Origin of the sequence: Cutibacterium acnes (genome assembly GCF_003030305.1) — a bacterium.
GTDB classification, from domain to species: Bacteria; Actinomycetota; Actinomycetes; order Propionibacteriales; family Propionibacteriaceae; genus Cutibacterium; species Cutibacterium acnes.
Window position 1 is genome coordinate 1348940 of sequence record NZ_CP023676.1, and the last position, 24675, is coordinate 1373614.

At 55.9% G+C, this 24675-nt stretch carries 30 protein-coding genes and 1 tRNA gene; 8 read left to right on the forward strand and 23 right to left on the reverse strand.

The features are described 5' to 3' along the window. Window positions 1-23 precede the first annotated feature (23 nt). On the reverse strand, window positions 24-290 hold the full coding sequence (locus tag CPA42_RS06760) for an anti-sigma factor RsrA (RefSeq protein ID WP_002516789.1): 267 nt from the start codon (window positions 288-290) through the stop codon (window positions 24-26). Next, window positions 287-991, reverse strand: coding sequence for a sigma-70 family RNA polymerase sigma factor (locus tag CPA42_RS06765; protein ID WP_002518902.1), 705 nt, complete (start codon window positions 989-991; stop codon window positions 287-289). The genes CPA42_RS06760 and CPA42_RS06765 overlap by 4 nt, the downstream gene beginning before the upstream one ends. Before the next feature lie 190 nt (window positions 992-1181). Here CPA42_RS06765 and CPA42_RS06775 point away from each other — a divergent pair, with 190 nt between their 5' ends. Genes CPA42_RS06775 through rsgA form a run of 3 tightly spaced genes read left to right on the forward strand, consistent with a single transcriptional unit; the run spans window position 1182 to window position 4096 of the window. Continuing rightward, on the forward strand, window positions 1182-1814 hold the full coding sequence (locus CPA42_RS06775; protein ID WP_002518901.1) for a DoxX family membrane protein: 633 nt from the start codon (window positions 1182-1184) through the stop codon (window positions 1812-1814). Then, window positions 1804-3093: a 3-phosphoshikimate 1-carboxyvinyltransferase gene (gene aroA / locus CPA42_RS06780; protein WP_002516846.1), complete on the forward strand. Its 1290-nt coding sequence runs from the start codon at window positions 1804-1806 to the stop codon at window positions 3091-3093. The genes CPA42_RS06775 and aroA overlap by 11 nt, the downstream gene beginning before the upstream one ends. Window position 3094: 1 nt before the next feature. Continuing rightward, window positions 3095-4096 (forward strand): ribosome small subunit-dependent GTPase A, encoded by a 1002-nt coding sequence (gene rsgA / locus CPA42_RS06785; protein WP_002516770.1) that lies wholly within the window; start codon window positions 3095-3097, stop codon window positions 4094-4096. 418 nt (window positions 4097-4514) lie between these two features. Here the strand turns inward: rsgA and CPA42_RS06790 are convergent, their stop codons facing one another. Further along, window positions 4515-5327: a hypothetical protein gene (locus CPA42_RS06790; RefSeq protein WP_002516866.1), complete on the reverse strand. Its 813-nt coding sequence runs from the start codon at window positions 5325-5327 to the stop codon at window positions 4515-4517. Window positions 5328-5533: 206 nt separating this feature from the next. Here CPA42_RS06790 and CPA42_RS06795 point away from each other — a divergent pair, with 206 nt between their 5' ends. Next, on the forward strand, window positions 5534-6322 hold the full coding sequence (locus CPA42_RS06795; protein WP_002518899.1) for an inositol monophosphatase family protein: 789 nt from the start codon (window positions 5534-5536) through the stop codon (window positions 6320-6322). Window positions 6323-6365: 43 nt separating this feature from the next. Here CPA42_RS06795 and serA read toward each other — a convergent pair whose 3' ends face one another. Genes serA through CPA42_RS06825 form a run of 6 tightly spaced genes read right to left on the reverse strand, consistent with a single transcriptional unit; the run spans window position 6366 to window position 12467 of the window. Next, a complete protein-coding gene (serA, locus tag CPA42_RS06800; protein ID WP_002516786.1) occupies window positions 6366-7556 on the reverse strand; it encodes a phosphoglycerate dehydrogenase in 1191 nt (396 codons plus the stop codon). Window positions 7557-7602: 46 nt separating this feature from the next. Beyond that, window positions 7603-8388: an ABC transporter ATP-binding protein gene (locus CPA42_RS06805; RefSeq protein WP_002516865.1), complete on the reverse strand. Its 786-nt coding sequence runs from the start codon at window positions 8386-8388 to the stop codon at window positions 7603-7605. Next, complete coding sequence (locus CPA42_RS06810; RefSeq protein WP_002516854.1) at window positions 8388-9197, reverse strand: ATP-binding cassette domain-containing protein; 810 nt, start codon at window positions 9195-9197, stop codon at window positions 8388-8390. The genes CPA42_RS06805 and CPA42_RS06810 overlap by 1 nt, the downstream gene beginning before the upstream one ends. Continuing rightward, window positions 9197-10009: an ABC transporter permease gene (locus CPA42_RS06815; RefSeq protein WP_002516777.1), complete on the reverse strand. Its 813-nt coding sequence runs from the start codon at window positions 10007-10009 to the stop codon at window positions 9197-9199. The genes CPA42_RS06810 and CPA42_RS06815 overlap by 1 nt, the downstream gene beginning before the upstream one ends. Further along, complete coding sequence (locus CPA42_RS06820; RefSeq protein WP_002513431.1) at window positions 10006-10983, reverse strand: ABC transporter permease; 978 nt, start codon at window positions 10981-10983, stop codon at window positions 10006-10008. Before CPA42_RS06820 ends, CPA42_RS06815 begins: the two co-directional genes overlap by 4 nt. Next, a complete protein-coding gene (locus CPA42_RS06825; RefSeq protein WP_002516792.1) occupies window positions 10980-12467 on the reverse strand; it encodes an ABC transporter substrate-binding protein in 1488 nt (495 codons plus the stop codon). Before CPA42_RS06825 ends, CPA42_RS06820 begins: the two co-directional genes overlap by 4 nt. Window positions 12468-12662: 195 nt before the next feature. Between CPA42_RS06825 and CPA42_RS06830 the strand changes: the two genes are divergently transcribed. Next, window positions 12663-12739 (forward strand) — tRNA-Met (locus CPA42_RS06830). Here CPA42_RS06830 and CPA42_RS06835 read toward each other — a convergent pair. Continuing rightward, entirely contained in the window at window positions 12696-12944 is a 249-nt protein-coding gene (locus CPA42_RS06835; RefSeq protein WP_014167252.1) for a helix-turn-helix domain-containing protein, read from the reverse strand. The two genes, CPA42_RS06830 and CPA42_RS06835, sit on opposite strands and share 44 nt — an antisense overlap. Window positions 12945-13007: 63 nt before the next feature. Here CPA42_RS06835 and CPA42_RS06840 point away from each other — a divergent pair, with 63 nt between their 5' ends. From CPA42_RS06840 to CPA42_RS06850, 3 genes are all read left to right on the forward strand, one after another. After that, window positions 13008-13163 (forward strand): helix-turn-helix domain-containing protein, encoded by a 156-nt coding sequence (locus CPA42_RS06840; RefSeq protein WP_002516837.1) that lies wholly within the window; start codon window positions 13008-13010, stop codon window positions 13161-13163. Further along, window positions 13160-13714: a hypothetical protein gene (locus CPA42_RS06845; RefSeq protein ID WP_002518897.1), complete on the forward strand. Its 555-nt coding sequence runs from the start codon at window positions 13160-13162 to the stop codon at window positions 13712-13714. The genes CPA42_RS06840 and CPA42_RS06845 overlap by 4 nt, the downstream gene beginning before the upstream one ends. A gap of 638 nt (window positions 13715-14352) precedes the next feature. Further along, entirely contained in the window at window positions 14353-14748 is a 396-nt protein-coding gene (locus tag CPA42_RS06850; protein WP_002518896.1) for a hypothetical protein, read from the forward strand. Window positions 14749-14893: 145 nt separating this feature from the next. Here CPA42_RS06850 and CPA42_RS13390 read toward each other — a convergent pair whose 3' ends face one another. The 13 genes from CPA42_RS13390 to CPA42_RS06915 form a co-directional block, all read right to left on the reverse strand. Then, window positions 14894-15019: a hypothetical protein gene (locus tag CPA42_RS13390; RefSeq protein ID WP_002518895.1), complete on the reverse strand. Its 126-nt coding sequence runs from the start codon at window positions 15017-15019 to the stop codon at window positions 14894-14896. Between the two features lie 74 nt (window positions 15020-15093). After that, a complete protein-coding gene (locus tag CPA42_RS06855) occupies window positions 15094-15507 on the reverse strand; it encodes a hypothetical protein (protein WP_002516809.1) in 414 nt (137 codons plus the stop codon). Between the two features lie 200 nt (window positions 15508-15707). Further along, entirely contained in the window at window positions 15708-15965 is a 258-nt protein-coding gene (locus CPA42_RS06865) for a hypothetical protein (protein ID WP_002513427.1), read from the reverse strand. Further along, window positions 15962-16546: a ParA family protein gene (locus CPA42_RS06870; protein WP_002516805.1), complete on the reverse strand. Its 585-nt coding sequence runs from the start codon at window positions 16544-16546 to the stop codon at window positions 15962-15964. Before CPA42_RS06870 ends, CPA42_RS06865 begins: the two co-directional genes overlap by 4 nt. Window positions 16547-16919: 373 nt before the next feature. Then, window positions 16920-17741, reverse strand: a complete 822-nt coding sequence (locus CPA42_RS06875) for a DUF929 family protein (RefSeq protein WP_002516852.1) — start codon at window positions 17739-17741, stop codon at window positions 16920-16922. Window positions 17742-17750: 9 nt separating this feature from the next. Beyond that, window positions 17751-18128 carry a hypothetical protein gene (locus CPA42_RS06880; RefSeq protein WP_024513566.1) on the reverse strand — a complete coding sequence of 126 codons (378 nt, stop codon included), beginning with the start codon at window positions 18126-18128 and terminating at the stop codon, window positions 17751-17753. Between the two features lie 80 nt (window positions 18129-18208). Continuing rightward, on the reverse strand, window positions 18209-18421 hold the full coding sequence (locus tag CPA42_RS06885; RefSeq protein ID WP_002516836.1) for a hypothetical protein: 213 nt from the start codon (window positions 18419-18421) through the stop codon (window positions 18209-18211). 40 nt (window positions 18422-18461) lie between these two features. Then, window positions 18462-18701 (reverse strand): hypothetical protein, encoded by a 240-nt coding sequence (locus CPA42_RS06890; RefSeq protein WP_002518893.1) that lies wholly within the window; start codon window positions 18699-18701, stop codon window positions 18462-18464. Between the two features lie 58 nt (window positions 18702-18759). Continuing rightward, window positions 18760-18885 (reverse strand): hypothetical protein, encoded by a 126-nt coding sequence (locus tag CPA42_RS06895; RefSeq protein WP_002516831.1) that lies wholly within the window; start codon window positions 18883-18885, stop codon window positions 18760-18762. 463 nt (window positions 18886-19348) lie between these two features. Continuing rightward, complete coding sequence (locus CPA42_RS06900; protein WP_008599815.1) at window positions 19349-20500, reverse strand: MFS transporter; 1152 nt, start codon at window positions 20498-20500, stop codon at window positions 19349-19351. A gap of 657 nt (window positions 20501-21157) precedes the next feature. Further along, complete coding sequence (locus tag CPA42_RS06905; RefSeq protein ID WP_073868080.1) at window positions 21158-22465, reverse strand: ATP-grasp domain-containing protein; 1308 nt, start codon at window positions 22463-22465, stop codon at window positions 21158-21160. Then, a complete protein-coding gene (locus CPA42_RS06910; RefSeq protein ID WP_002525396.1) occupies window positions 22452-23165 on the reverse strand; it encodes a thioesterase II family protein in 714 nt (237 codons plus the stop codon). The genes CPA42_RS06905 and CPA42_RS06910 overlap by 14 nt, the downstream gene beginning before the upstream one ends. Beyond that, window positions 23162-24613, reverse strand: coding sequence for a non-ribosomal peptide synthetase (locus tag CPA42_RS06915; protein ID WP_002518888.1), 1452 nt, complete (start codon window positions 24611-24613; stop codon window positions 23162-23164). The genes CPA42_RS06910 and CPA42_RS06915 overlap by 4 nt, the downstream gene beginning before the upstream one ends. Window positions 24614-24675 lie beyond the last annotated feature (62 nt).

The window sequence follows — 24675 nt, forward strand, 5'->3', positions numbered from 1 at the left end:
ATGCTCAGGGACTCACACCGAGCTCAGGCTTCCCAGCGATACGTGACGTGCATTTGCACGAGACGACTCCGCAACTGCATAGGAGCTGCCACGGTGCGGTTGCACCGTTTGAGAGCTCGAGAGACGGCAGCTTCCATGTCGGCTTCATCCATGCAATTTTCGCACGCCGCGATGTGACGGCGGAAGGCATCAGCATCGTGCTCACTCATTTCTCCATGGAGGAATTCCTGGAGGTGGTCAATGACCCAATAACAGGATTCCTCGTTACCAGCGGACTGGGTCATCGTCATCCCTCCCTTCCTGCTCTACGGGCCATCGCAGAACGACCAAGATCCTCTTCATCTACTTGCCCGGCGCGAGGACCGATCCCTCGAGCACCTGCGACGTCGACCAACTGCTTACGCAGCTGCTTGCGAGCACGATTCAGCCGACTCATCACGGTCCCCATTGGGGTGCCCATGATTTCAGCGATTTCCTTGTAAGCGAAACCCTCGACATCAGCCAGCAAAACGACCTGACGGAACTCATCCGACAACCCGTCCAGAGCGTCTAGAATCTGCTGGTCAGGCAGCCCATCTAGGGCCTCCAACTCGGCAGACCGCAAACCGTTGCTGTCATGGGACGCAGCCTTAGCGATCTGCCAATCCTCGACGTCCTGGTCATCTGATGTCTGGGGGCGACGCTGAGCCTTGCGGTACGAGTTGATGTAGGTATTCGTCAGAATGCGATACAGCCAAGCCTTGAGGTTCGTACCAGGTCGGAACTGGTGGAACGAAGAAAAAGCTTTGGCATAGGCCTCTTGGACAACATCTTCGGCGTCAGCCGGGTTGCGGGTCATGCGCAGCGCGGCGCCGTAGAGCTGGTCAAGGTATTCGAGGGCGTCACGCTCGAAACGTTGCGCCCTCTGGGTTTTCGTCTCTTCAGCGACGTCCACGGTGCCCGACGCATCCACGCGACGATCCATCCTGTCCTCGGATTCACGTGTGATCATCGTGTGCCAGCTTAGTGCACAGCGTTGGCCCTCGAAAGAGCGAGGCCTCCGCAACGTACGGGGCGCGATAAGCGCAGCGGTCATGGTGCGTCAACACACATGCCAGGCTACTGTATTCCCGCAACTAGTCATCATCTGGCGAAAATTATGCCCAGTTAGCTACCGCAGAAGCCTTCGGCGCGGTAGACATATGTCCATGAGTATCATTCGAGGCTTGGGCCGGACCATGTTCGCCAGTTACTTCATCGTTAAGGGGACGAATTCCGCGATGAAGCCCGATTCCTTCGTGGAGGATGCCGCGCCGGTCGTTGACCGTCTCCTCCCTGTGGTGCAGCACGCGCTGCCGGCGTCTATCAGTGCCTACATTCCTGAGGACACCAAGACCCTGGTCCGTGCCACCGGTGCTGCCCAGGCCTTCGGCGGCCTTGGAATGGCAACCGGCCTTGCTCGTCGCGCTGGCGCCGGCGTCGTTGCTGCAACGATGGTCCCGCATGTGCTCGCCTCTATTCCCGACAAGACCTCACCGAAGGATGAGCGCACTGCCGCCCGTTCCGTCTTGCTGCGCAACGTCGCGTTGCTCGGTGGGGCGATGATGGCTTCCCGCGACACCGCAGGCCACCCCAGCCTGGCCTGGCGCGCCGCCGACACCCAGCGCCGCGTTTCCTCGGCAGCAAGCGGCCAGCGCAAAGCCATTACCTCGTCGGTTGATGGCTTGTCGAAATCGGCCCGTAAGAAGCTAGAGAAGGCCCAGAAGAAAGCCGCTAAGACTCAGAAGAAGGCTCAGAAAAAGGCCAAGAAAGCTCAGAAGAAGATTGCTGACTGACCAGCATCTGTGGAACGCCCCGCGAGCCGAGCGCCTTCTCGCGGGGCGTGTCACGGTCCCGGGGTCAAAGTCCCAGACGAACCGTGCCCTTGTCCTCGCAGCTCTCAGTGACGGGCCTAGCGTCCTTGAGGGCGTTTTGGCATCCCGAGATTCCTATCTCATGTCAGCCGGGCTGCAGCTCCTCGGAGCAGACATCCAGCCCATCGGCCCCGGCTCCGTTCAAGTCATGCCAGGTCTGGCTCATCCGACCGGCCCGATCGAGTGTGGAATGGCCGGTACCGTGATGAGGTTCCTTCCGGTCGTGGCCGCGCTGGTGCCTGGACAGACCCGATTCGTGGGAGACGAGCAAGCCTCTCGACGCCCTATCGCGCCAGTTCTCAATGGGTTGCGCCAGCTCGGCGTCGAGGTCGATTCTGACCGACTGCCGTTTTCCCTGAACGCCCCGGACCGCATGTGCGGCCCAAAGGTCACGATCGATTCGGCGACATCCAGCCAGTTCATCTCGGCCTTGTTGCTAGCCTCAGCTCGTTTCCCGCAGGGAATTGACCTTCGTCATAATGGGGCGTCGGTGCCGTCGATCCCTCACATCGCCATGACCTGTACCATGTTGGCGGACCGAGGTGTCACCGTAGTCTCAGACGAGCCGTGCCACTGGGTGGTGCGACCTGGACCAATACATGCCCTCGATGACGTCATCGAACCCGACCTCACCAATGCCGCGGTATTCCTCGCAGCTGCCTTAATTGTCGGCGGGTCTGTGACAGTGCCTGGTTGGCCGACAGACAGCACCCAGCCTGGCGCACAGTTCATGGGGATCGCCGAAAAGATGGGGGCGATGGTATCCCGTGTTGACGGCTCAATGACTATCGCCGCCCAAGGCTGGCAAGAGTTGCGGCCTCTTGACGTCGACCTCCATGAGGCCAGTGAACTTACACCAGTCGTTGCAGCTGTGGCCTCTCTTGCTCGGGGCCGCTCGCGTATCCGTGGTGTGGCGCATATTCGCGGCCACGAAACAGACCGCCTTGCCGCTCTCGAGCACGAACTGGCTAAGTTGGGCGTTGAGGTCCAGCAAACCGACAACGGCCTAGACATCACTGGTCGAGGTGCTGACAAGCTGCACGGTGGAAAATTTGGATGTTACGCCGATCATCGAATGGCTCATGCCGGGGCTCTTCTTGGACTTGTCATCGACGGGGTTGAGCTCGACGACATCACTTGCACGTCGAAGACCATGCCGCAGTTCCCGCAGATGTGGGCCAACCTCGTCGAGGAGGTTTGACGTGTCTCCTCGACGTTTAGCCTCCTCTGGGATCGACATGCGTGACTGGTCCTCCTATGACCGTCCCAAGCGCCGCACCAAGCCGCGAACCAAGCAGCGTCCTGACTACTCGTCGTTGCCGATTGGGACCGTTATCACCATTGATCGTGGCCGCTATCGCTGTCGTCTTGATGACGGTGTGGAAGTGACCGCCGCCAAGGCCCGGCAGCTTGGTCGGAAGTCAGTCATTGTTGGCGATAAAGTGCGGCTTGACGGCGACGTGTCGGGAGCCGAGGGATCCCTCGCTAGAATCGTACGCACCGAAGAACGCGTCACTGTGCTCAGGCGCACCGCAGACGACACTGACCCCCATGAGCGCCCTATCGTCGCTAATGCCGATCAGGTGGTCGTCGTTACGGCTCTTGCTGACCCCCCACCGCGTCCAGGCATGATCGATCGCATCCTTGTGGCAGCCCATGCTGCGGGAGTCTCCCCCATCCTCTGTCTCACTAAAGCTGACCTCGCCTCCGGCGACGACTTCGTCGCAATGTATTCGCAGCTGGGAATACCCGTCACCACAAGCCAGCCCGGAGCAGACCTTGCCGAGTTGCACCAACTTCTCGCAGGCAAGGTGAGCGTTCTCGTCGGCCACTCGGGTGTTGGTAAGTCAACCCTCATCAATGCTCTGGTTCCTGGTGTCGACCGGGTCACTGGCCACGTCAATGACGTCACTGGGCGAGGACGTCATACCTCTACTAGCGCTGAAGCGATCCCGTTGTCCGAGGGCGGTTGGATCATCGATACCCCAGGGGTGCGCTCCTTCGGATTGTCCCACGTCCCCGCTGGGGACATCCTGGCCGGATTCGAAGAGCTCGATGCCGTGTCCGTCGACTGCCCTCGCGGATGCCAGCACACCAATAGCAGCCCAGAGTGTGCACTCGACGACGCCGTGTCCGATGGACGGGTGCAGCAATCTCGGGTGGACTCGCTGCGTCGGCTGTTGAGCACCACCGCTCCCCGCTGATCAGCGGACGGGGAGCACGCTCAATTCTTGTTGCCAAGCTCGTCCTGGCTATCGATTTTGGAGCACCCTGAGACGTCCGGATGAATGTAGCGATACCGTCCGCTTCTTCCTCCCGGCATCCCACGTAAGGCATGTGCCCGGTGTCGAAGAAAGCCTCTTCGATGCGATCAAGCGCGCGATCGTCCAACTTGAGATAGTTGATGGTGTCTCGAGCCGCTAAGTACGGGGTTGCCAGGTCGTAGTGGGCGTACTCGACACGCACACGCAGCCCCTTCTAGGCCCGCAGAATGCGTTCCAGCTTGTCTGTGACGTTGACCGGACACCCCTGGAACTCTTTATAGTCCCAATTCTTATACAACAGCAGACCGAGGTTGTACTGCGACTCCGTGGTGACGCCAAGCTCGCTACGCAGGGAGTGCTAGAAGCCGTGTACGAAAATGGCGACAGTATCGTCCCCGCTAGGATCGGTATCGGCGACCTCGTAAGTCCGCCTCGGCAGAGCACCCGTATAACGTCCGTCGATGCGACCAACGGCTTTACCTTTGCTGCGCAGCAGCTCAGTGCAGAACCTCACATGCTCAATACGAAGATCAGCGCGCTCAATGTAATTGACGTCCAGACCTGTGAGCCGCGAAACAGTGGCGACAACCTGGGCCCTGTCAGCCGGATCGAGGCGGTGGCCCGCAGCTAGCGCCTTGCGATAGGGGCCGTCTGCAAACCCCTCGGCCTCGTCAAGGACATCTTCGAGAGTGCGATCGGCATTGTGGCCGTGGTAATGGGCGTTTGCCGCGTAGGTGGGAAGAAAACCGATGCACGCCCGATCCCAGGTGAGGTCCTCGAAATCTTGAGTACCAAAGTCGAGAACCGACGACACCAGGATGATGCCGTTGAGGTACATCGAGAAGGTGTCCTGCAACCGTTGCGCAACACTGACGGCTCGGACGGTTCCATACGACTCGCCAAGAAGATAAAGCGGACTCCCCCAGCGCCCGTAGCGGGTAACCCACAACCGGATGAGTTCGCTGACCAGTTCGACGTCTTTACTCCAGCCGTGCCACTCGTTGGGATCGTGTCCGTCAACGACGCGGGAGTACCCCGTCGACATGGCGTCCATAATGACGAGGTCTGTCTCGCTCAGCAGAGTGTGCTCGTTGTCGATGAGGTGGAAGGGCGGGGTAGCAGGTTGCTCGGGAGTACCGAGGTCGACGACACGAGGCCCATATGCAACCACACTGACGAGGACCCAGGCACGCCATTATAGACAAACGTCAACGGCCTCGCAAGTGGGTTATCACCAGATCGTCGGTTGGGACTGGTTCCGCTGGAGCCTTGGTGGGAGTTTCGTGTGCCGTCATAACTTCAGCCTACGGCCGCCAGTCGCAAGGCACCGTGAGGCTTCATCTCCTCGATCTGCCGGTATCCCAGTATGGTGTGGATATGGCCGACCACACCGATGACCTCCGCCTGGCACATATCCTCGCTGACGACGCTGATTCTTTGACGATGTCTCGTTTTGGCGCCCGAGATCTGACGGTCTCGACTAAGCCTGACCATTCCGAAGTCACCGACGCGGACCTTGCCGTCGAAGATTCGGTGCGCAGAACCCTGTCTCGGATGCGCTCCCGGGACGCCGTCCACGGCGAGGAACGTGCCGATACCGGGGATGGACCCCGCCGGTGGATCATTGATCCGATCGACGGCACTGCGAATTTTCTGCGTGGGGTCCCAGTGTGGGCCACCCTCATTGCCCTCAGCGTCGAGGACCAGATTGTCGCATCTGTGGTCTCTGCTCCTGCCCTCAAGCGACGCTGGTGGGCAGCCCGTGGCTCAGGAGCATGGTCGGGCAAATCCCTGGCCTCAGCGACACCGATCCACGTCTCGAATGTGCGCAATCTTGCCGACGCGTTCTTGTCCTATTCTTCGCTGCACGGATGGGTCGAGAGCGGACGAGGGCACGGGTTCGGTGAACTCATGCGGTCGGTGTGGCGGACCCGAGCCTTCGGCGATTTCTGGTCTTACATGATGGTGGCAGAAGGTGTCGTCGATGTGGCATGCGAGCCGGAACTCAGCCTGCACGACATGGCCGCCCTCGACGCTATCGTCACCGAGGCGGGCGGTAAGTTCACCGGTCTCGATGGCAAAGACGGCCCGTGGTCTGGGAATGCTCTGGCGTCGAATGGTTTCCTTCATGACCAGGCCCTAGCCATGGTCCAGCCCCAGGAGTGAGCACCGGTCGCCGGACGCCCCTGTCCCCGCTGCGCATCGCCAGTTAGAGGATACGAGCCCGAATTGTCCCCTCAAGAACGGTGACATTGGCGAGCAGCCCACTGTCAGTCTCCGCAATGTCGAGAATGCAGTAACCGAGCTCGCCCTTCGTCGCCAGAGCCTGGTAAGTGACGTTTCCCCCCTGATCAGCAACGAGTCGGTTCAGGGTCGCCATGACACCTGGGACATTGCGATGTAGATAGCCGATGCGAGCACCCGTGCGAGGCGATGGGGTGATCTCAGGAATGTTAACACTCATTCCGGTCGCGCCGTTATCTACATAGTCGATAAGTTTCCCGGCGACGTAACGACCGATATTAACTTGAGCCTCTTGGGTGGACCCGCCGATATGCGGGGTCAGAATAACATTGTCCATCTCGCGCAACGGAGAGATAAAGGGCTCTTTTCCGGAGGCCGGCTCTTCGGGATACACGTCCACTCCTGCGCCAGCGATGTGTCCAGTACGTAGGTTGTCCACCAGAGCATTGATGTCGACGACCTTGCCTCGCGACAAGTTTAGAAAGAGGGACCTCGGTCGCATCATGGCGAATTCGCGATCCCCGATAAGATCGGTGTTGCTGGGGCGTCCATCGATATGAAGAGACACCGTCTCGACGCTACCAAGCAGCTCTTCCATGGAATCACACTTGTGAGCGTTGCCCATAGGTAAAACATCAGCGATGTCATAGAAAAACACCTGCATGCCCATGGCCTCTGCCACGACCGACAGCTGCTGGCCAATATTGCCGTAGCCGATAATGCCTAGTCGACGTCCACGAATCTCGTGCGACCCAATTGCGGACTTACGCCACACACCGTTGTGCATTTGAGTATTGCGATCGCCTAAACGACGAGCTAGAGCGATGATCTCTGCCATGACAAGCTCAACGACTGAACGGGTATTGGAATAAGGAGCATTAAAAGCAGGAACGCCAGCCTCGGCTAACGCATCAAGATCCATCTGATTAGTGCCAATACAAAAAGCGCCAACCGCATGGAGCTTGTCGCCGCAGGCCTCAACGACCCGACGAGTAACGCGGGTACGTGATCTGATGCCCAACAGGTCAACTCCGTCAAGGGCGCTGATGAGGTCATCCTCGTCAAGGGCCTCACTTACCCGCTCGACCTCGTATCCGGCCTTTTTCAGTGTTCGGACCGCTTCGTCATGGATGTTTTCGAGTAGCAGCGCCTTCATAACCGCCAGTTTATGGAGGGGGCAAGCGCGACCCGTTGCGGGCGTCTCAATGGGTGGAATCATCGACGCGAATGCGTGGAATCGCTCTTAGTAGCTCCTGAGTAACCACGTGCTGCGGGTCACGGTACACGTCCGCGAGCTTACCCCGCTCGACGATCCGCCCGACGCTCATGACAGCTACCGTGTCACATAAATGTCGCACGACGCCTAGGTCATGGGAAACGAAGATCATCGTCAGACCGCGTTCCCTCACTAGATCATTGAGTAGGTTAAGGACCTGGGCCCGCACCGACACATCCAGCGCCGACACGGGTTCGTCAGCAACCAGGACATCGGGTTCAGTCACCAAGGCCCTCGCAATGGCGATACGTTGTCGTTGCCCGCCTGAGAACTCGTGTGGGAAGCGACTAGCAGATTCGGGATCCAGGCCAACGTCAACCATGACCTTCGCCAGCCTGTCCTTGCGCTGCTGACGAGTCGTTCGTCGTGCAACCGGCGACCGCAACGGCTCAGTGATCGCCCTTCCAATACTCATACGAGGGTCGAGGGAGGACCGTGGATCCTGGAACACCATCGCAGCGGATCGCCGAAGCTCCCGGATAGCGTTGGCATCTGTGAGGGATGTCCCCCTAAAACGAACAGTCCCCGAATCTGGCTGTCGTAGCGCCATCATCGCCTTGAGCAGGGTGGATTTTCCAGCGCCAGACCCGCCGACTAGACCTAGCCGCTGTCCTTCGTTAACGTGCAGCGAAACTCCATCAAGAGCATTGGTGCCTCCACTGCTTGATCCCAGGTGCAGGTGCAAATCCTCGACCTCGATCTGAGCCGTCATCAATCCTCCAACGCGATTGTCGTCCCAGGCTCGACAAGGTCGAGTCGGGCAGCCCGCAGTAAGCGACGAGTGTAAGGATGATCAGGGTGAGATAACACATCACGCGCTGATCCGGCTTCAACGACCTTGCCCGACGTCATGACGATAAGCTCCCGGCAGATGTGCGAGACAACCGCCAAATCGTGGGTAATAAATAGGCATGCGGCACCAACCGAGTCAAGCACCTCATCGATAGTCGCCAGTACCTGAGACTGCACCGTGACGTCCAAGGCGGTCGTCGGCTCGTCACAAATGAGCAGATCCGGCGAGTTCACCAACGCCATGGCAAGCAGAACCCGTTGACGCTGGCCACCGGACAGTTGATGCGGATAGGAATCCATCACCCTGGCTGGATCCTCAATACCGACCTGCTCAAGCATCTCAAGGACGCGTCCACGAGCATGGCCGCGAGTGACGGTGCGATGCAGGAGCGGTACCTCCCCTACTTGCCGACCGACCTTCATAGTTGGGTCCAGAGCGGTCATAGGTTCCTGGAAAACCATTCCAATACTGCCGCCCCGAAGGGCCGACATGGCATGGTCCGAGGCACCTAGTAGCTCCTTACCGCGCCAGCGCACCGAGCCAGACACGTGCGCGTTGCCAGGCAGCAGGCCCATGATCGCCAGGGCTGTGACGGATTTGCCCGACCCAGACTCGCCGATGAGTCCGAGTCGCTCACCGGCTTCCAGAGACCAGCTCACGTGGTCAACAGCGACCCGCCGATGCCGTCCGAAGTCGACAACCAAGTCATTAACCTCTAGCAAAGGCATCAACGAACCTCCCTCAAACGCGGGTCAAGGAAGTCTCGTAATCCGTCACCAAGAAGGGTGAATCCCATCACGGCTCCCGCGATAGCCACGGCTGGCGCCACGGTCAACCAGGGTGAATCAAAAAGGTACACCTGCGAGTCCCGCAGCATACGCCCCCAGGTCGGGACGGTCGCCGGTGTCGCTAAACCGAGGTAGCTCAGCGCAGCCTCGGCCAAGATCGCCGTGCCATAGGAGACAGAGGCCTGCACCCCAATCAGTGGAGCGATATTGGGAAGAACATGGTTAAAAGCCACAGACCTCCATGCCATCCCGGAGCTGCGCGCGGCAACCACATAGTCCTGCGCGAGGATCTGGCGGCTGGCAGTTCGGGTAATGCGTGCGAACACTGGCACCGTCGATACCCCGATCGCAATCATCCCTGTCAGCGTCGATCCGCCTACGGCAGCCGCCAGGATGATGGCAAGCAACAGGGCCGGGAAAGCGTAGAGAAGGTCTGCGGCTCGACCAACGACTGTTGACCACGGACGAGGCAGCATTGCCGAGGTAACCCCCCAAGGCACCCCGATACCAGCTGCTATGAGCACTGAGACCACGCCAACGAGCAGACAAGTACGAGCACCCACAAACATTCGCGAGGCAATATCGGAACCGAATCCGTCAGTGCCTAGCCAGTACTGCCCATTAGGCCCCATCAGCCGTTCAGCTGGGACAACAAGATTGGGATCGTGCGGAGTCCACACTGCGGAAGTCGCCCCCGCGATGACGACGATTCCAACCAGCACACATCCAATGACCAGACCTGCCCGTTTCATGAATGCTCCTCCTGAGCAGCGCGGATCGTTGTTCGTAGGCGCGGATCGAGGACGACGACGATGAGGTCCGTGAGATAAGAGATGGCCATCACAATCGCCACGATGACCATGACGACGTCGCTCACGACAAGCAAGTCACGGGTGCTGACTGCGTCGAGAAGATACGACCCGAGTCCAGGAATGACGAACACTTCTTCCACGACGATGGCGCCAACAAGCATCGCGCTGGCCTGAAGTCCAAGCACGGTGGCCAGACTGATCGAGGCATTGCGCAACCCATGACGATGCAGGGCCGGCCACAGCCGCCACCCGACCGCCCGCGCCGTCTGCATGTGATCGTCAGTTAGCACATCGATGAAGGCGCTGCGCACATACCGCGTCATGACGGCTGCCTGAACGATCGAGAGAGACAACACAGGCAAGATGAGGTGGGCTGCCCATGCACCGGCATCCTCATGCAGGGGAACGTAGCCGCCAGCCGGTAACCAACCGAGAGTCACGGAGAACAGCAAGATGAGTAGGATGCCAGCTAAGAAGGCAGGAATGCTCATCAAAACCTGGGACAGTGCTGAGGCCACAAAGCCGCGACTTTTCCGACGATGTACAGCTGCATACGCTCCTACCGGTAAGCAGACCAGCAGAGCGAGCACGAGGGACAACCCAACCAACCAGCCGGTCACCGCAAGACGAGAAGCAATCTGCGGGCCGATGGGTTCGGCGGAAACCATTGAGGTGCCAAGGTCACCCCGAACTAGGGAACTAATCCAGTCCCAGTAACGCTGGGGCCAGGGAAGATCGAGTCCAAGCCGAGAGCGCACAGTAGCAGCAGCTTTGGGGTCGGCATTGGCGCCAAGAATAACCTGAGCGACATCCCCGGGTAGCAAGCTGAGTAGCGCAAAAACGACAAAGGAAGCGACGATTAGCCACACCAGCAGCTCCCCTAAGGGAATTAAGACACGTTTGAGGACGGTCACTTCGACCTCCTCACCTTGGTCAGATCGAAACTCATTGACGTTGAGTTGCGTTGCAGACCGGTGATGCCAGACTTGCTGATGGTGATCTTCGGCATAAGGAAGAGAAACCCACCCGCGGCGTCGGTAGCCAGGATCCGGCTGGCCTGCATCATCGTCTCGTTGGTGCGATCGGCCGGACCAGTGCGCGCCGACTCGATAAGACGATTAAATTCCTTATTGTGGTAACGCCAGTAGTAATCCGGGTTCGCCCAGTTGACAATGTCGCGAGCCTCGACATGGGCGACGATCGTGAGGTCGTAGTCCGCATGGGTGTAAACGACATCGAGCCAACGGGCGGGAAATTCCAGCTCGTCGGTGACGACGTTGATGCCAACCTGGGCAAGCTCAGAGGCCACCACCCTGGACGCTGCAGTCGCGTAGGGCAATGCGGCTGTACGGAGCCTGAGAGTAAGGCCGTTGCCATACCCGGCGTCAGCAAGCAATTTTCGTGCCCGGACCGGATCATGTGGCCAGGTATGAGACAGGTCGGTATACCAGGGGTCAGTGGGAGGAACCATCGACCCGATGAGAGTTCCCTGCCCGTTCCAGACGACGTCAAGCAGACCCTTCCGGTCAATCGCCATAAGGATGGCCTGACGCACCCGCCGGTCTGAGAGAGCCTTCGACGTATTGTTCATTCCGAGGACCACCTCGCCGTTGGTGGTCCCACGTAACACCCGATAGTTCGGGTTACCGGTAAACCGGGATAACGCTTGCGGAGTCGTCATGTCGGAGACCACGTCGAGATCCCCCGACAGCAGGGCTGCCGTCTGAGATGTCGGGTCGGAATAGTAAGCAAAGCGGACGGTAGGGCGATTCCCCTCGTGCCAAGGTCGCGGAGACGGAGACAAGGTCACCGAATGTCCTGGGGTGAACTCAGTGACGACATAGGGTCCGGACCCTTGAGGTCGGGTAGCCAGGTCCTTCGTCGCCGGATCGATGACAACTCCCGACGTGCTGGCCAGGTTAAACAATAGGAAGTTGTCGCGATTCGACAGATCGAGGATGACGGTGGAGTCATCCGGGGTATGAATAGCCTTGATCGCAGCCAGGTTTGCCTGATTCACCGGGCTTGCCGACGCACCCCTCATAAGCTCTAGGGAAGCCTTGACGGCAGCCGAAGTCACCCGGGCGCCAGACGCGAACCGGGCGTTGGGGTCAAGGCGAAAAGTGAGTCTCAGACCGTCATCAGAAAGCTTCCACGACTTCGCCAGCAACCCGACGAGCTTGCCCGAATCATTAACCCGAACGAGAGTCTCATAAACGTTATAGAGCAGGACCTGCGGAATCGCCGCGGCCGCGTTGGACACTAAGTCGAGGGTTGGAGGGGCTGCTGTTGCCCCGATGGTGAGTACGTTGTCGTCAGTCGACTGGCAACCGGCGATTCCTGTGGCCGACAAAGCTACCGCAACGGCTAGCCCTGCAGCTTTGAGCTGGTCTCGCATCGTCTAGTCATGCTCCCTTCGGGCTCGGCGCCCTGCCGGCGAGCATAGACCCCCTGTGCGCCCTACGCGAACCCCTCGAGATCAGTGTGGTAGGGCGCCCGAGAATGAGTACCCACCACCATTGGCTTTTCGGTCGGGCTTTCCCACATCTGATTTGTACTGCAACAGTGTGATCTGTATAGTGAAGCGAGCCGACGCGGGGTGGAGCAGTTCGGTAGCTCGCCGGGCTCATAACCCGGAGGTCACAGGTTCAAATCCTGTCCCCGCTACCAGTTCCCCGTCAGCTTCAGGGTTGGCGGGGATTTTTCTACCCCGCGCGGGCAGCAGAGTACTGACCTCTACACCAAGAAATTCGGCAACATGGAATAGGTCGCCGATAGACCACCCAATCTCCCCGCGCAGCTTTCGCCCAGCGGCCGCTGGGGTAACCCCCAAAGCTCGCCCCAGCTCCACCCGAGTGAGCCTTTTTCTGAACATGAGTGAGTTGACAGTGATCCCCACAGCTTCGTCTGCCGTATAGCCCGAAAGTACGCCTCGCTTGTGAATCCGACTCACAAGTTGGTGTTGGCCGCATTGGCGAATTTTGCTGATGATGATCTGGCGTGGCCGAGGGTGGATACGTTGTCGCAGTTGACGTCGTCGTCGCGGCGGACGGTGTTTCGGGCTGTGGATGTTAGTAGGCGCAGGCTTGATTGAGCGTCTTCGTGGGTGTGAGCGAGCGGAACAGGGTGGGCTGCATCGGGCGCAATCGGTGTGGCGTTTACGGGTGCCCGATAGCGTCTCGCGGCGTCATAGTGGCCGTGACCGTCGTCCTGGAATGGTTCGTGAATCCCCTAGTCAAATCCACTGTGACACTGGTGACACACTCCTCCACACCCCCCTTATTTGGTAGAGGTCTGCAGCCTGGTAGTCCTCTAAGCGCCATAACAGTCGTGTGTTCATCGGCTTCTTCCAAGGTTTGTGTTAGCGCGATGTTGCGTAATAGCCTATTCCTACGAAAACGGAGTGGGAGTCTGAGGACATCCCACCCAACCCCCGGTGGGATGTCCAGCACGACGCGGACCGAAGCCGGGGGCTTCTTTGTGTCTGGAGTCACAATCTCACTGTTACGATGTGGGGCCGCCACGCTAGTTCTTTTCTTGCCATCGTCAATCGTGTCTCCTATTCGGGTAAAGGCGTTGGGTTATGGTCAGGTGCCGGTGTGGTGGGGTGGCCAGTGCGGTGGTGTTAGTGGGCAGGGCTGTTGATGCTTGGTTAGGTGCGGGCAGGATGATGTTGGGGTGGTTCATCCAGTGAAGTCGCGGTAGGCGTTGATGCGCCGAGCGACGTGTTCCCAACGTGCACGCAGTTCAGGGCTGGTGATCGCGTCGGGTACGAGTCCGAGGGCGTTGATCCAGGCTGGGCGGTCGGAGTGGTGACGCGAGCAGGAGTTCGAGGGCTACCGTTAAACGATGTGCGTTGCGTGAGGCGGCACGTCAGCATCGTGGGATAAGTGAAGCGATGGCCTCAGGGGTGTCACTATTAGACTGGTACCAACAACCGTTATGGTGAAGGCCCGCGCGGTGAGCACAGGCCTAGTTGTAGTGGTCATGGCGAGGCAATGTTAGCTGCGGCTTTCTGGACCGATTCTGCATGCCGGTTGACGAACTCTGTTGCAGTAGTTTGAGCTGAGCTGTTTCAGGGCTCAAGCGGCCGGTAGCAGTGTCATGGGGGAATCCCAAGAAGGGAAAGTGGGGTCTTCTTCCACTGCGACCTCTGAGCCGCCCAGTTACCCGCAATCAGAGTGGAACCGGCGCTAGGGACGTGTGTCCGGTATGGGCTGGCCTGACATGAGCGGCACCGTTATGGTGTATGTATAAGTGGGTCTTTGCGCTGGCAGGATGTGTTGAACGTGGCAACGATGAGCAAGAGACATCCGGGACGGTTTGGGCACATTGTGGCTGAAATTATCCAAGACATCGTTGGTGTAGGTGTCGTGGCGATCAATAGTACCGTCCTAGTGATCATGGCGGCTGTTCTTGCTGAGTATGTTCCTTATAAACACTTCTACCACGTGGTAGGTAATGTGGTTGTGTACGCCTGTCTTGCTGCGGCGATTGCGGTGCCGTTTTTTGTACATCATTGGCGTAAGCGACGTCCGGGTTCACATCCCGCTACTGATTATGTGGGGCGTAGTGTGCGACGTGCTGGGCTACTAACGTTGATTGGCACGATGTTTATCGGGAAGCTAGTTTCACCCGCAACGCGTGGTATGTCACGTAGCTCACGGCGACGATGGTGAGCCGATCGCTGTGAGGTCAGGTGAATCGGCAGCCAACGACCTGACTGAGGTCTGGTTCGGGTTGCGCATGTAAGGGGCAAGAGGTGTCTGCCCCCTCACTCTTGTCAGTGTCGGTCTCCCGGTCGCCACTGTGATGATCAATCGGTCAGACTCGCCGCGCCGCCGCGTACAGTTCGGTTCCCGAAATATCGTCGCTGATCCGGTAGCGGCTAGTCCGGTTTGTCGCCAGCCCCAGCGGAAGAGCCTCGTGACCGTGGGAGGACGGTCTCATCGACAGGATCTGCCATTCTGAGCCACGTTCGAAAACGGTGGTTTTCGAGCAGCTGGTAAGTATTCAGAGGGGCATCAGCGGGTGAGTTGGTAAACCCTTTGGCGGGTCACCCCAAGCACGCGGGCGGTGTCGTTGGCGCTGTATTTCTTCTCGACCCTCAGCAGAGTGACGGCCTCACGCTTGCGTGTGGCCGCGTGATCAAGCACCTTCCGGGCTTGGTGCTCTTCCTCCTCACCTTCTTCCCACATGCGGCGGGCGTCGGCCTCACCATCCAAGCGAACGTGAACCTTAAACGCCTTCTCATCGGGTCCATCCTCATCCCAGGCGGTAATGATTCCGCGGGCCTCGTCTGCGACCTGACCCAACTTCACTGCTTGCCCAACCGCCCCGAGGGCCGGAATCTCGAATACCCAGAAATTCGCCTCAGGTGAGACCTCACGATGGGCGATCACGTCATAGACCGTCCCAACTTCTGCTGTCATGCTCATTACTTTCACTCCTTCGGACTCGTCACGCCTGCTCGCTCCAGCTGCGCCAGGACACCAGCGGACATGAGCGGGTGACCTGTTGGTATCGATACACGCCCGGCCCCGTTAGACCTCCCCCAGATTTCACGACTTCGTTATCACCAACGAGACCGGCGACGCACCTAGTACGTCGCCAGCCTCGTACCCTATGTCTCGTCCCCTTACTGGTAGGGGTCGTAAGGGAAGCCGTAAGTGTGTTCCAGGGCCTTGCGCAAAAGGTCGTTCATAGTCGTGTGCTCCTCGACGGCCCTCATCTTCAGCGCCGTGTGGGTAGCGGTGGGTAGCTTGACGTTGAACGCGGTGATCGGAGTCTTGGCTGACTGAAACGTTTCAGAGACACTAGCTCCCTGACTTGCCGCCATCCGACCGGTGTAACGGCTGGCCTTGTCTGCGGCGGTGGGCTTGCGGTTCTTACTCACTTCAGCATCTCCTGGATCTGGGCAGCAACCTGGGCGAACTCTCCTAGATCTGTTGGCCGGGTCCCGATGGCTTGCCGATAGGCGACCCGCCGATGAACTTCCGCGTCGAGAACGTCTAGGCCCTCGACAGCGGCGGCCCCCTCATAGGCGTCACGGTATTGCCTGGTCCAATCGGCCTTGTTGAAGAGCAAGGCCCGGCGCGTGCCGTGGGCCACCTGGTAGGTCATCAACGCTCGATCCATATCCAGGTCCCCCGACTCAGTCGGGATAATAACCACATCAGCAACCTCGAGGGCTGCGGTAACCGTCTGAGAGTCACCAGGAGGAGTGTCAATAAAGACCAAGTCAGCATCGATGTCACGGCAACGCCTGACAATGGGGGCATTAGCCGGGCGGACCTCAAAATTCAGCCGGTCACCGGTCTCAAAAGCATCAGTAGCCCAAGACGTCGCCGATCCTTGCGGATCGGCATCCAACAAGACGACCCGATCCTGGCAAGACAGGGCCGTAGCCAGGTAGACCGCCGTGGTCGTCTTCCCAACCCCACCCTTGGTGTTAACAACAGAAATAACCCGTGACATATCTGCATCATTACACACATGTATCAGTGCATCAATACATCTATGTATCGGCGTGGTGTGAGAAGAAAACCCAGCCCACATACAACGATCCCCCAGCCGACACCAACTCCGAGATCTTATGAAGAGACAACTCCCACAGGAGCTGCACCCCTCACAGGAGCCCACCAGATCCGCGTCAAGACCCCACACCCCTTACCAGCGCACCCTTCGTGACCAGCTCGAGACTCGACCCGATCAAGACACCGCGTAAGCGATGAGGTCACGGCCTGAACCACACCCTCAGCCTCAAGCCTGCACTCACAGAAACCCCTCCTGAACTGGACTTGCTCAGGAGGGGTTTTGTCTTGCCATGCGCCTAGACCAAGGCTGCGGGTCACCTCAGTTTTTTAGCTGCTGCCTTCACGCCAGGCGACGTGCAGACGTTCGCAGGTTTGTTACCAGTCCTGGAGCAAATTTCGGCAGTGAAGAGATTCGCCCCTCCTACGATCGCCTGCGCTTCTTTTGAATTTGGATTAGAAAGAGCTTTTACCACGTTTTTCGGATCTTCCCTCGCCATCCAAGGCATGTAGCTGGGATTCGATGTGGTGATGTCGCCCCAGTAGGAGAAAGGGATGCCTCGTTCTGGGTTGTACTTGCTAAATATATCTTGCTTAGATTCCGGCAAGTTTGCTATTTGTCGACCTTCCCTATCGGCTAACTCATAGGCGTCCAAATCAACATACTTGCTGCTGTACTTGTAGTTCCTAAAAGTAATCGTAGGAATGTTGGAAAGTTCCTTTTCTGCTGGGCTTGACAGGGTGTCTTTTAGCCCGCTGAAGGTTCCGAATCGAGACAAAGCTGCCGCGAGAGGGAGTCTTTCCATCGCGCAGAAGGGGCAGAACTCGGACCCCACATAAAAGAGCTTTACCTTGCCGTCCTTGTCAGGTTTATTCCCAGTCTTGGTGACCTGGAGCTCTGAAGAACCGGGGCCAACCTTGTCATAAACGCTTTTAGGAATGGAGACAATCGCCTTGGAGATCGCACCTCGGGAAGTCTCTACAGCAGGACCCTGGTGGGACTTATTAATAGCAAGTATCGTACCAACGATGATAAGAGAGAGGGCCAGTAGACCCACGGCGACATAGGTGATCTTACGGCGCTTCATCTTGAGTGATTCGCGCTCTTGTTCCCTGCGGAGAATTTCTCGTTTGCTCATATTAATTTATCAGTAGAGAGAAATTGAGCTAATGTTCAACGGAGGATTAATGAATGCACAGAGGTTAGATTGGATGACGTACTTCTTCCACCCGTTTGAAGTACGAGATACCCACATGTAACCCTTCTTGCCGCGGGTGATGTATCCATCAGCTCCCTTAAGATTGACAGAGATGCTACCGCTTCCCTTGAAGCAATAGTTACTCCAACGGTTCTTCTTGGGGTCAACCATGATGCGAATATCATGGGCTTTTTTACAATTAACCTGAACAAGTTTGCTAGCAGCTTCCGCCTGAGGGGAAGCTGCTGCAATTCCGCTAAAAGCAAACGCGGTAGCGGCTGCGACGGAAGTCACAGACTTGAAGGCTTTAGGTGAAATGAGATTCATTGTTTTTCTTTCTGTCGATTTAATCGAAAGGCAGTAAGATATTACCACATGAAGGGGCAACGGGTCGCCGGCTCAGGGTGCTATGTCCAGAAATCGTGTCGCAACTGTGCCCGGTAAGCCCGGTTCTGGTCGATAAGTCGGGCACGTCCGAGGTCGGACTTGGCGAGTTTTCCCTCTGCGGTCTGAGCACGAGCCAGTGCGCATCTCGATACTTTCGCACCTCGGCCAGCAGGCCTCACATCTGGTCTGCCGTTTTCGAGCACCTGGCCCACGTCAGCCTCGACGGAAACCACGGCCCCACAACGACTCCACGCGCCCCTGGCTCTTGGACCCTCAGCTGGCTTTGAGGGTCTGGGTGACCTCACGGGTGAGCGCTTGACAAGTCCACGCAGACACGGTCATGCCCTGCCGGGACGCATCCCGTTCGATCAGCCTCCACACGCTGGCACTCACTCGGATCGTGCAAGGTTCCAGGGGTTCAGTCTCCACTTCCTCCCAAGCTCGACCCCCGAACGACTCGACCTGCAACCCCTCAAAACCTGACTCAGCTTCACCAGCCCACCGACTGACCATCTCATCGCTAATAAAACACCATTGTCGGCAACAAACTCACTCATCTCGCCCTCCTCATCTAAGCCAGAAACCCTTTCGTCAACCAATTCGCGTGAATCACCAATACGGACCCGTCAGCGCCACGAACAAACACCACCTCGATTACCCGCCCCGCACCATCAAATCCGATCGTGGCCCACCGCACCGGCTCAACATCCTCATCACCCCGACGCACCCGAGCCGGCCAAGGCGAAAACGGCCGACATCAGTTAAGACACCTCAAATAATCGGTCTCGATATATTCGGCCCATTCAACTTCAACACAGCCCACACCAACACCAAAACGCTTCACACTGCCATTAAGCAGCATATTCAGACCACCCTCGAAACAGCACCGTGCCACTGACACTAACAACCCCTTGAGGACACTCTTCAAAGGAAACCATAGCCATTAATAGCACCTCCTTAACCACACCTTTATAAAAACGGGCGCGGTAAACCGAGGAAAGTTCTAAGAGCTACCCCTGTTCGACAAAGCATTCCGAAACAACCGTACGATTATGGTCCAATCTGGTGGAAGGACTCGCGGTAGCTTCTTCCAAGCATAATTTCCAGAAAGCCGCCCGGTACAGGATCTGTCTGGGAACCATCAAACGGACTGTCCATCATCATTTGCAACGCAGCGACAGAGCAGCCAGGGCTGTCAAAGCAATCCAGTACATGAGGCCAAGATGGGCATGCTCCAACTGGCTGTAGACGGACAGTCCTATCCAAACACCGACCGTCTCACCTACAGCAGAGGTGAGCTGCCTCATGTTCATCGATTCCACGACAGGTCGGCCCTCGGTGAGGTTAGCAAAAGCAACATTAAGAATTGGCGTGAATACCGTCTCCCCCAACGAAAAGATAAACACCCCACAGAATACAAGGACTACGCCAAGCAACCCCCTTGAAGCATTAAAGAATAGCATCGATATGCCAAGAGTACACACTCCTGACATCATGATCTTCTGGACTTTCACTCCAATTTTTAGCTGGCGTTCCACAAGCAAAGATATCGGAATTTGAATCAACACGACAAGCACTCCATTAGTTGTATAGAACAGCGACCTCATCATAGAACTTGTCGCTATTGCAGAAAAGACTAGGGAAAAGCTTGAAAAGAATTGCCCTATCAGGATACTGCCTATCAGCGCTATAATCGTTATTTTTCTCGCATCAGCCGTCCTGAATAATTCACGAAAAATTTTGATCCCCATCGGCGGCCTCAGGGAACCTTCGCTCATCATCACGCCTTTCGGGGCAGCCATTGGCGCTAATATCGCAGCGATAAAGAGCGCTACACTGACTCCTAATAGAAACTGCTCATAAATATTTCTATCAAGTATCATATTACCGAGTATAGGACCTACCGCCGCAGTGCAATTCGCGACAACTTGAATGACAGCGAAACCGCGGTTTTGGGAAGCTCTATCAGGAGTTGCTAGCGCTATAAAGCTTCGCACACCAGTACCATTAACACTGAACCCTAGGCCCGCAGCGCCCAGAGCAGCAATTATCGCATAGGGGTTTGCCGTAAGCGCCACAACAGCGTAAGAAACCGAGATCAGAGTAAGAGCAATTCTTACGCAACTTCGCACTGATAAACGGTGAAGTGGCGAAGCAAGAAATAGAGCACCACCACGAGTCATCAGTGTAAGCACGCTTACCGACCCCGCGATGAGCCGTTCCTGCGTACTTCCAAATTTCAATGTAAGCAATAGAGGGAGGACCGGTAGCAACGCAAAGTAAGATGATTGGCTGAGAACTTGGTCTGCCATAATGAGGTTGAATACACGCCCAGGAAGCCGCGATTTTGACGGTTTACTTCGTGTCCCTATTGTCTTCACTGGCACCCCTAGACTTGAGTCCAATCAACGACGCTAACAGCTTCTTTAATCGCTTCATCACAAACTTTATCTTCCCGCACGAATCTTCGAGTTTAATGCTCATATTGGTATGACATATTCGATGCATAAAGCTTTCTCTAGTGAATATTAGACATTATATCTATGCTCTTGGTTCATGCGAAGATTATCGGTCGTTCCAGAGGTTGGCGAAGGGTGCGAATAGTGGTGCTGTCTTCACTGGTTCCGATCATTCACATAGCTGATGGCCTGTCGGTCTATGACGCCAGAACACACCTCGACCGAGAGCTCAACCACGAGCCGCTGTGGGAATAGTGAACACGGAACTCATATTAGCAGCGACCCAATCACGCATCTCAACATGTTTGTGCGTAGAGAAATTATTCATAATTAGGTGCAATCCTTCCTAGAGGAGACAGAAAACCCTTGATGGCGATATTGGACGTTGACAACTCCAGCCAGGCGACTGACGACGATGTTTAAAGCTGCGAACAAGGTTATCGTAGCGTGCCGCATAATATAGTCATGGTGTGTGTTTCACTGCTCGCCGTAAAATCTACTGCCACGCAACTAATCTCTGCTTACAGGAGCGACACGCACTGCGCAAGCATTAGCAGCGCGATCCAATAACTGAGTCACTGTATGCTCGTCATTTCCACGGGCAACAATAGCAGCTACCCTTGCATGCGAACCATTTACTGCATGTGCTACTTCTCCTGGGAAGCATTCCCAATACAAATCGATTTCTTCAGGGACACTGTCATAGAGCGAAACCTCTGATACCACTCCAGGCGAGGCTTCGATAAACTTTGAAGCAGCACACTGGGTTATCTCAGGCAAAGGATGGAGAGGAAGTCCACACAAAGAATCAATCAGATTTCCATAGTAGTCGATCCCTGGTCGCACAGCTGACACAAGATCCGGCGCAATAAAATCTCCGCCTTGACGCACGTGAAATTCTCCCCATACAATTTTTTTCTCAGGCGTGACCCAAAATTCAACATGCAGATTTCCACACTCAATTCTAAGCGCATTTACACAGCTTTGAAGCTGTTCTTCAAATTCAAGTTTGCTGGATATACTGTTCAGATCAGCTGGCTGGATATGACCAATTTCAACGAAATCTTCGTTGGTTGTTTTTGCTGTGGTTGTGTAGATGCATACCCGTCCATCTATAGCAATACCCTCAACCGAGTACTCAATACCCGTGATAAACTCTTCTAAGCAGTAATTCCCCTCGAAAACGACAGCATCAAGTCCAGAAGTATCTTCAACATTTAAGATGTGTCTAACGCCAACACTGCCCATTCCTATGGATGGCTTAACAATCCAGCCTCTTGGGCTATCGGTTGGTTTTTCAACGAAAGCGCCTGATGCATCACTAAATTGTAGGCACCCATCAGAAGTCACTCCAACAATACGCAAGCTTTGTGGCTGATAGATACCAGCTTTTCGAAGCGCATCGCGGCACGCTGGTTTATCTTGGATACGTTCAATACAATCAGCAGTATTTCTAGCAACACCAATAGCTTCAGCTAAAAGACTATTCTGCAACTGATAATTTTCGCGCAGTGCCGTTGAAAGAGCTACCCTTCCAGGGCATCGGGTTTCAATTTCTGTCGCTATTTTAGCGATCTCATCAGCATCTAAGCTTCTCCTGTAGGGTCCGGATATTCTAATTAAACAATCGACAGAAATCGGCGGAATTTTGTTCTTTAGTTCTTCCTCGAAATCTACGCCACATATCATTATGTGGCGCTTCTGGCACGCTTCATAGAAGCTTTTAAACCAATGCGTTGAGGCATGAGATCCAGATGTGGTGACACCTACCAAAACCGCCCATTTTCTTTCAGCCACCACGCTGTCACGAGAAAACATTTAACCATTCCCTTCTTCCAAAACCTTCATGTGCATAATGCCCTCCGGTCACTTCGATCAATCTGTACGTCTCACTCGTAGCTTCACGCCATTGGACGGCCTCTTCGGAAGAAACAATCTTATCATCAATAGCGGAAACACAGGTTATAGGGACATGAATCTGCTTAAGTTGGTTACCACAACACGATTCCGCCAGTAAGAGATCATCGAGCGTAGGGCGAACAAACAGATCATCGGATTCATCGGAGTTCAGAATACTTTTAGGAGTCAATCCGTAGCTACGCATACGCTGCCGTGCACGTTCCAAGTTCCATCCCTCTCGCTCCCCCCTGTAACTCTTAGGACTTTGCCCACATAAGGCAACCAAACGAGTCGCGAAGATTCCGTCATTTTCTAAAATATTAGCAGCTACGAACGACAACATCGCGCCAAAGCTAACCCCGGCGAGTATCAACGGCCCAGTCGGAATTTCGAACGATGATCGAAAGTTGCTGACGAACTCTCCGATGGTTCTGATGCCGGGTTCAAGTAATCGTTGACCCCTGCCAGGCGGGCAGTAACCCCAAACTGTAGTATCCCCCTCTAAGACAGACATCGATTGAAAGGCAGGAGCTCCGGCACCCGTAGGAGGGAATATCAGGACTGTGGAGCAACAAGAGGTAGTTGCTGAACTAATACGCTGCCAAACTTCCGGATTCAATGCTCACGCTCCTCAACAGGCATCAGCAAGCTGACCAAGCAGGAAATCGTTGGATTGGAATAGAAGTTCCGCAAGGGGACACGAACACCAAACTGTTTACCGATGGCGGTCAAAAGCTGAACAGCGCGCAACGAATTTCCACCTGCGGAGAAAAAATCACGATCTTCACCGTGGCTCTTCTTTCCAAGAACCATATCCCAGATATTTTGCACTTGATCGTGAACACTGTTACGCTGCATTTGTCCTTGGGATATTCTGTCGTGATCGTAGAGTTCGCTCTGTGCTACCAACTTCAGACACTCGCACCGATCTATTTTTCCCGTTCTTGATCTAGGAACATTCTGCGTAGTTACGATCTTGAGAGGAATCATATAGGAAGGTAGAAATTCGGCAAGACGAGAAGTCGTGACCTGAGACTCCCATTCGCGTGGAATCACGAGCGCCAAAACTCCACCACTGCCTTGGTGATAGACTGCACCACATTGTTTCGTGGAGTTAGCAACTCGAGCTGCAGCTCTTTCAACCTCTTCCAAGTGGATCTTGTGTCCAGCGATATTTACCGCATTATCGAGCCTGCCAACCAGTGAAAGGACACCATCCTTGATGATTCCCAGATCACCAGTCCGTATTTCACGTTGTCCACTTCCAAGTGTAAAGAACGCATCGTCCCCTAGACTGAGTTGACCATTAACGATATATCCATCGGCCACTGGGGCACCCTGTACGCATATCTGTCCCTCTTCCCCAGATAACTTTTCGTTACCTTTCATGTCCCGAATTACAATTTTCGTAGCACAGATCGGCTTACCAAGGGGGATAGGGTCCGGAATGCTACCTGACCGAGAAACCTCGAAACTTGTCGTGTTAGCCGACGTCTCAGTAGCTCCGTAAAGATTCACTACTCGCGCACGGGGCGCGATCTCGAAGAATTGACGGACAACGCTTGCCATCAGCTGGTCTGCACTGCTGCACACTAGACGGAGCTGAGGAAGAGTGCTCCCTTGCTCTGTGGCAATGTCACACAAGCTGGCTAGTGCTGGAGGTGTCGTAAAAAGGTGGGTAGCACCACTAGACGCAAGTCGATCGAACATCACGTCAGGTCTGCTACGCTCGATATTAGTAATCAAAACACCAGTAACACCTGCCAGCAGAGTCCCCAACACTTCCCAAAATGAAGCAACAAATGAGAGTGGCTTCTGGACGACCACAAGATCGCTTGACTCGTAAGGGTAGGCGTTCCACATCCACGTGATACGGTTCCGCACCGCATCCATTCCTACTTGGACGGCTTTCGGAACTCCTTCTGATCCAGATGTGAAATATAAGAATTTTGATTTATCGCTCCAGGTCAAGGACCTGACATCACTTATCCAGTTCCCTGCAAAAATTGCTTCTTCCGCTGTTGAGTCGTCGATCAGAACCGTTTTAGACCCAAGATTAATAATCATGTCCCGCTCTCGTGAAGCCGGACTATTCAACGGAATCCAAGCAATCTTGACAGGCAACGTCA

Excerpts from the sequence above, each read along its gene's own strand:
- CPA42_RS06795 (WP_002518899.1), top strand. The coding sequence starts at position 5,534 with ATGGCCGACCACACCGATGACCTCCGCCTGGCACATATCCTCGCTGAC.
- CPA42_RS06810 (WP_002516854.1), bottom strand. The coding sequence starts at position 9,197 with ATGCCTTTGCTAGAGGTTAATGACTTGGTTGTCGACTTCGGACGGCAT.
- CPA42_RS06775 (WP_002518901.1), top strand. The coding sequence starts at position 1,182 with ATGTCCATGAGTATCATTCGAGGCTTGGGCCGGACCATGTTCGCCAGT.
- CPA42_RS13390 (WP_002518895.1), bottom strand. The coding sequence starts at position 15,019 with ATGAGACCGTCCTCCCACGGTCACGAGGCTCTTCCGCTGGGGCTGGCG.
- CPA42_RS06855 (WP_002516809.1), bottom strand. The coding sequence starts at position 15,507 with ATGAGCATGACAGCAGAAGTTGGGACGGTCTATGACGTGATCGCCCAT.
- CPA42_RS06875 (WP_002516852.1), bottom strand. The coding sequence starts at position 17,741 with ATGAGCAAACGAGAAATTCTCCGCAGGGAACAAGAGCGCGAATCACTC.
- CPA42_RS06880 (WP_024513566.1), bottom strand. The coding sequence starts at position 18,128 with ATGAATCTCATTTCACCTAAAGCCTTCAAGTCTGTGACTTCCGTCGCA.
- CPA42_RS06765 (WP_002518902.1), bottom strand. The coding sequence starts at position 991 with ATGATCACACGTGAATCCGAGGACAGGATGGATCGTCGCGTGGATGCG.
- CPA42_RS06805 (WP_002516865.1), bottom strand. The coding sequence starts at position 8,388 with ATGACGGCTCAGATCGAGGTCGAGGATTTGCACCTGCACCTGGGATCA.
- CPA42_RS06915 (WP_002518888.1), bottom strand. The coding sequence starts at position 24,613 with ATGATTATTAATCTTGGGTCTAAAACGGTTCTGATCGACGACTCAACA.
- CPA42_RS06890 (WP_002518893.1), bottom strand. The coding sequence starts at position 18,701 with ATGGTCAGTCGGTGGGCTGGTGAAGCTGAGTCAGGTTTTGAGGGGTTG.
- CPA42_RS06760 (WP_002516789.1), bottom strand. The coding sequence starts at position 290 with ATGACGATGACCCAGTCCGCTGGTAACGAGGAATCCTGTTATTGGGTC.
- CPA42_RS06835 (WP_014167252.1), bottom strand. The coding sequence starts at position 12,944 with ATGTTCAGAAAAAGGCTCACTCGGGTGGAGCTGGGGCGAGCTTTGGGG.
- CPA42_RS06900 (WP_008599815.1), bottom strand. The coding sequence starts at position 20,500 with ATGGCAGACCAAGTTCTCAGCCAATCATCTTACTTTGCGTTGCTACCG.
- CPA42_RS06825 (WP_002516792.1), bottom strand. The coding sequence starts at position 12,467 with ATGCGAGACCAGCTCAAAGCTGCAGGGCTAGCCGTTGCGGTAGCTTTG.
- serA (WP_002516786.1), bottom strand. The coding sequence starts at position 7,556 with ATGAAGGCGCTGCTACTCGAAAACATCCATGACGAAGCGGTCCGAACA.
- CPA42_RS06815 (WP_002516777.1), bottom strand. The coding sequence starts at position 10,009 with ATGAAACGGGCAGGTCTGGTCATTGGATGTGTGCTGGTTGGAATCGTC.
- CPA42_RS06870 (WP_002516805.1), bottom strand. The coding sequence starts at position 16,546 with ATGTCACGGGTTATTTCTGTTGTTAACACCAAGGGTGGGGTTGGGAAG.
- CPA42_RS06905 (WP_073868080.1), bottom strand. The coding sequence starts at position 22,465 with ATGTTTTCTCGTGACAGCGTGGTGGCTGAAAGAAAATGGGCGGTTTTG.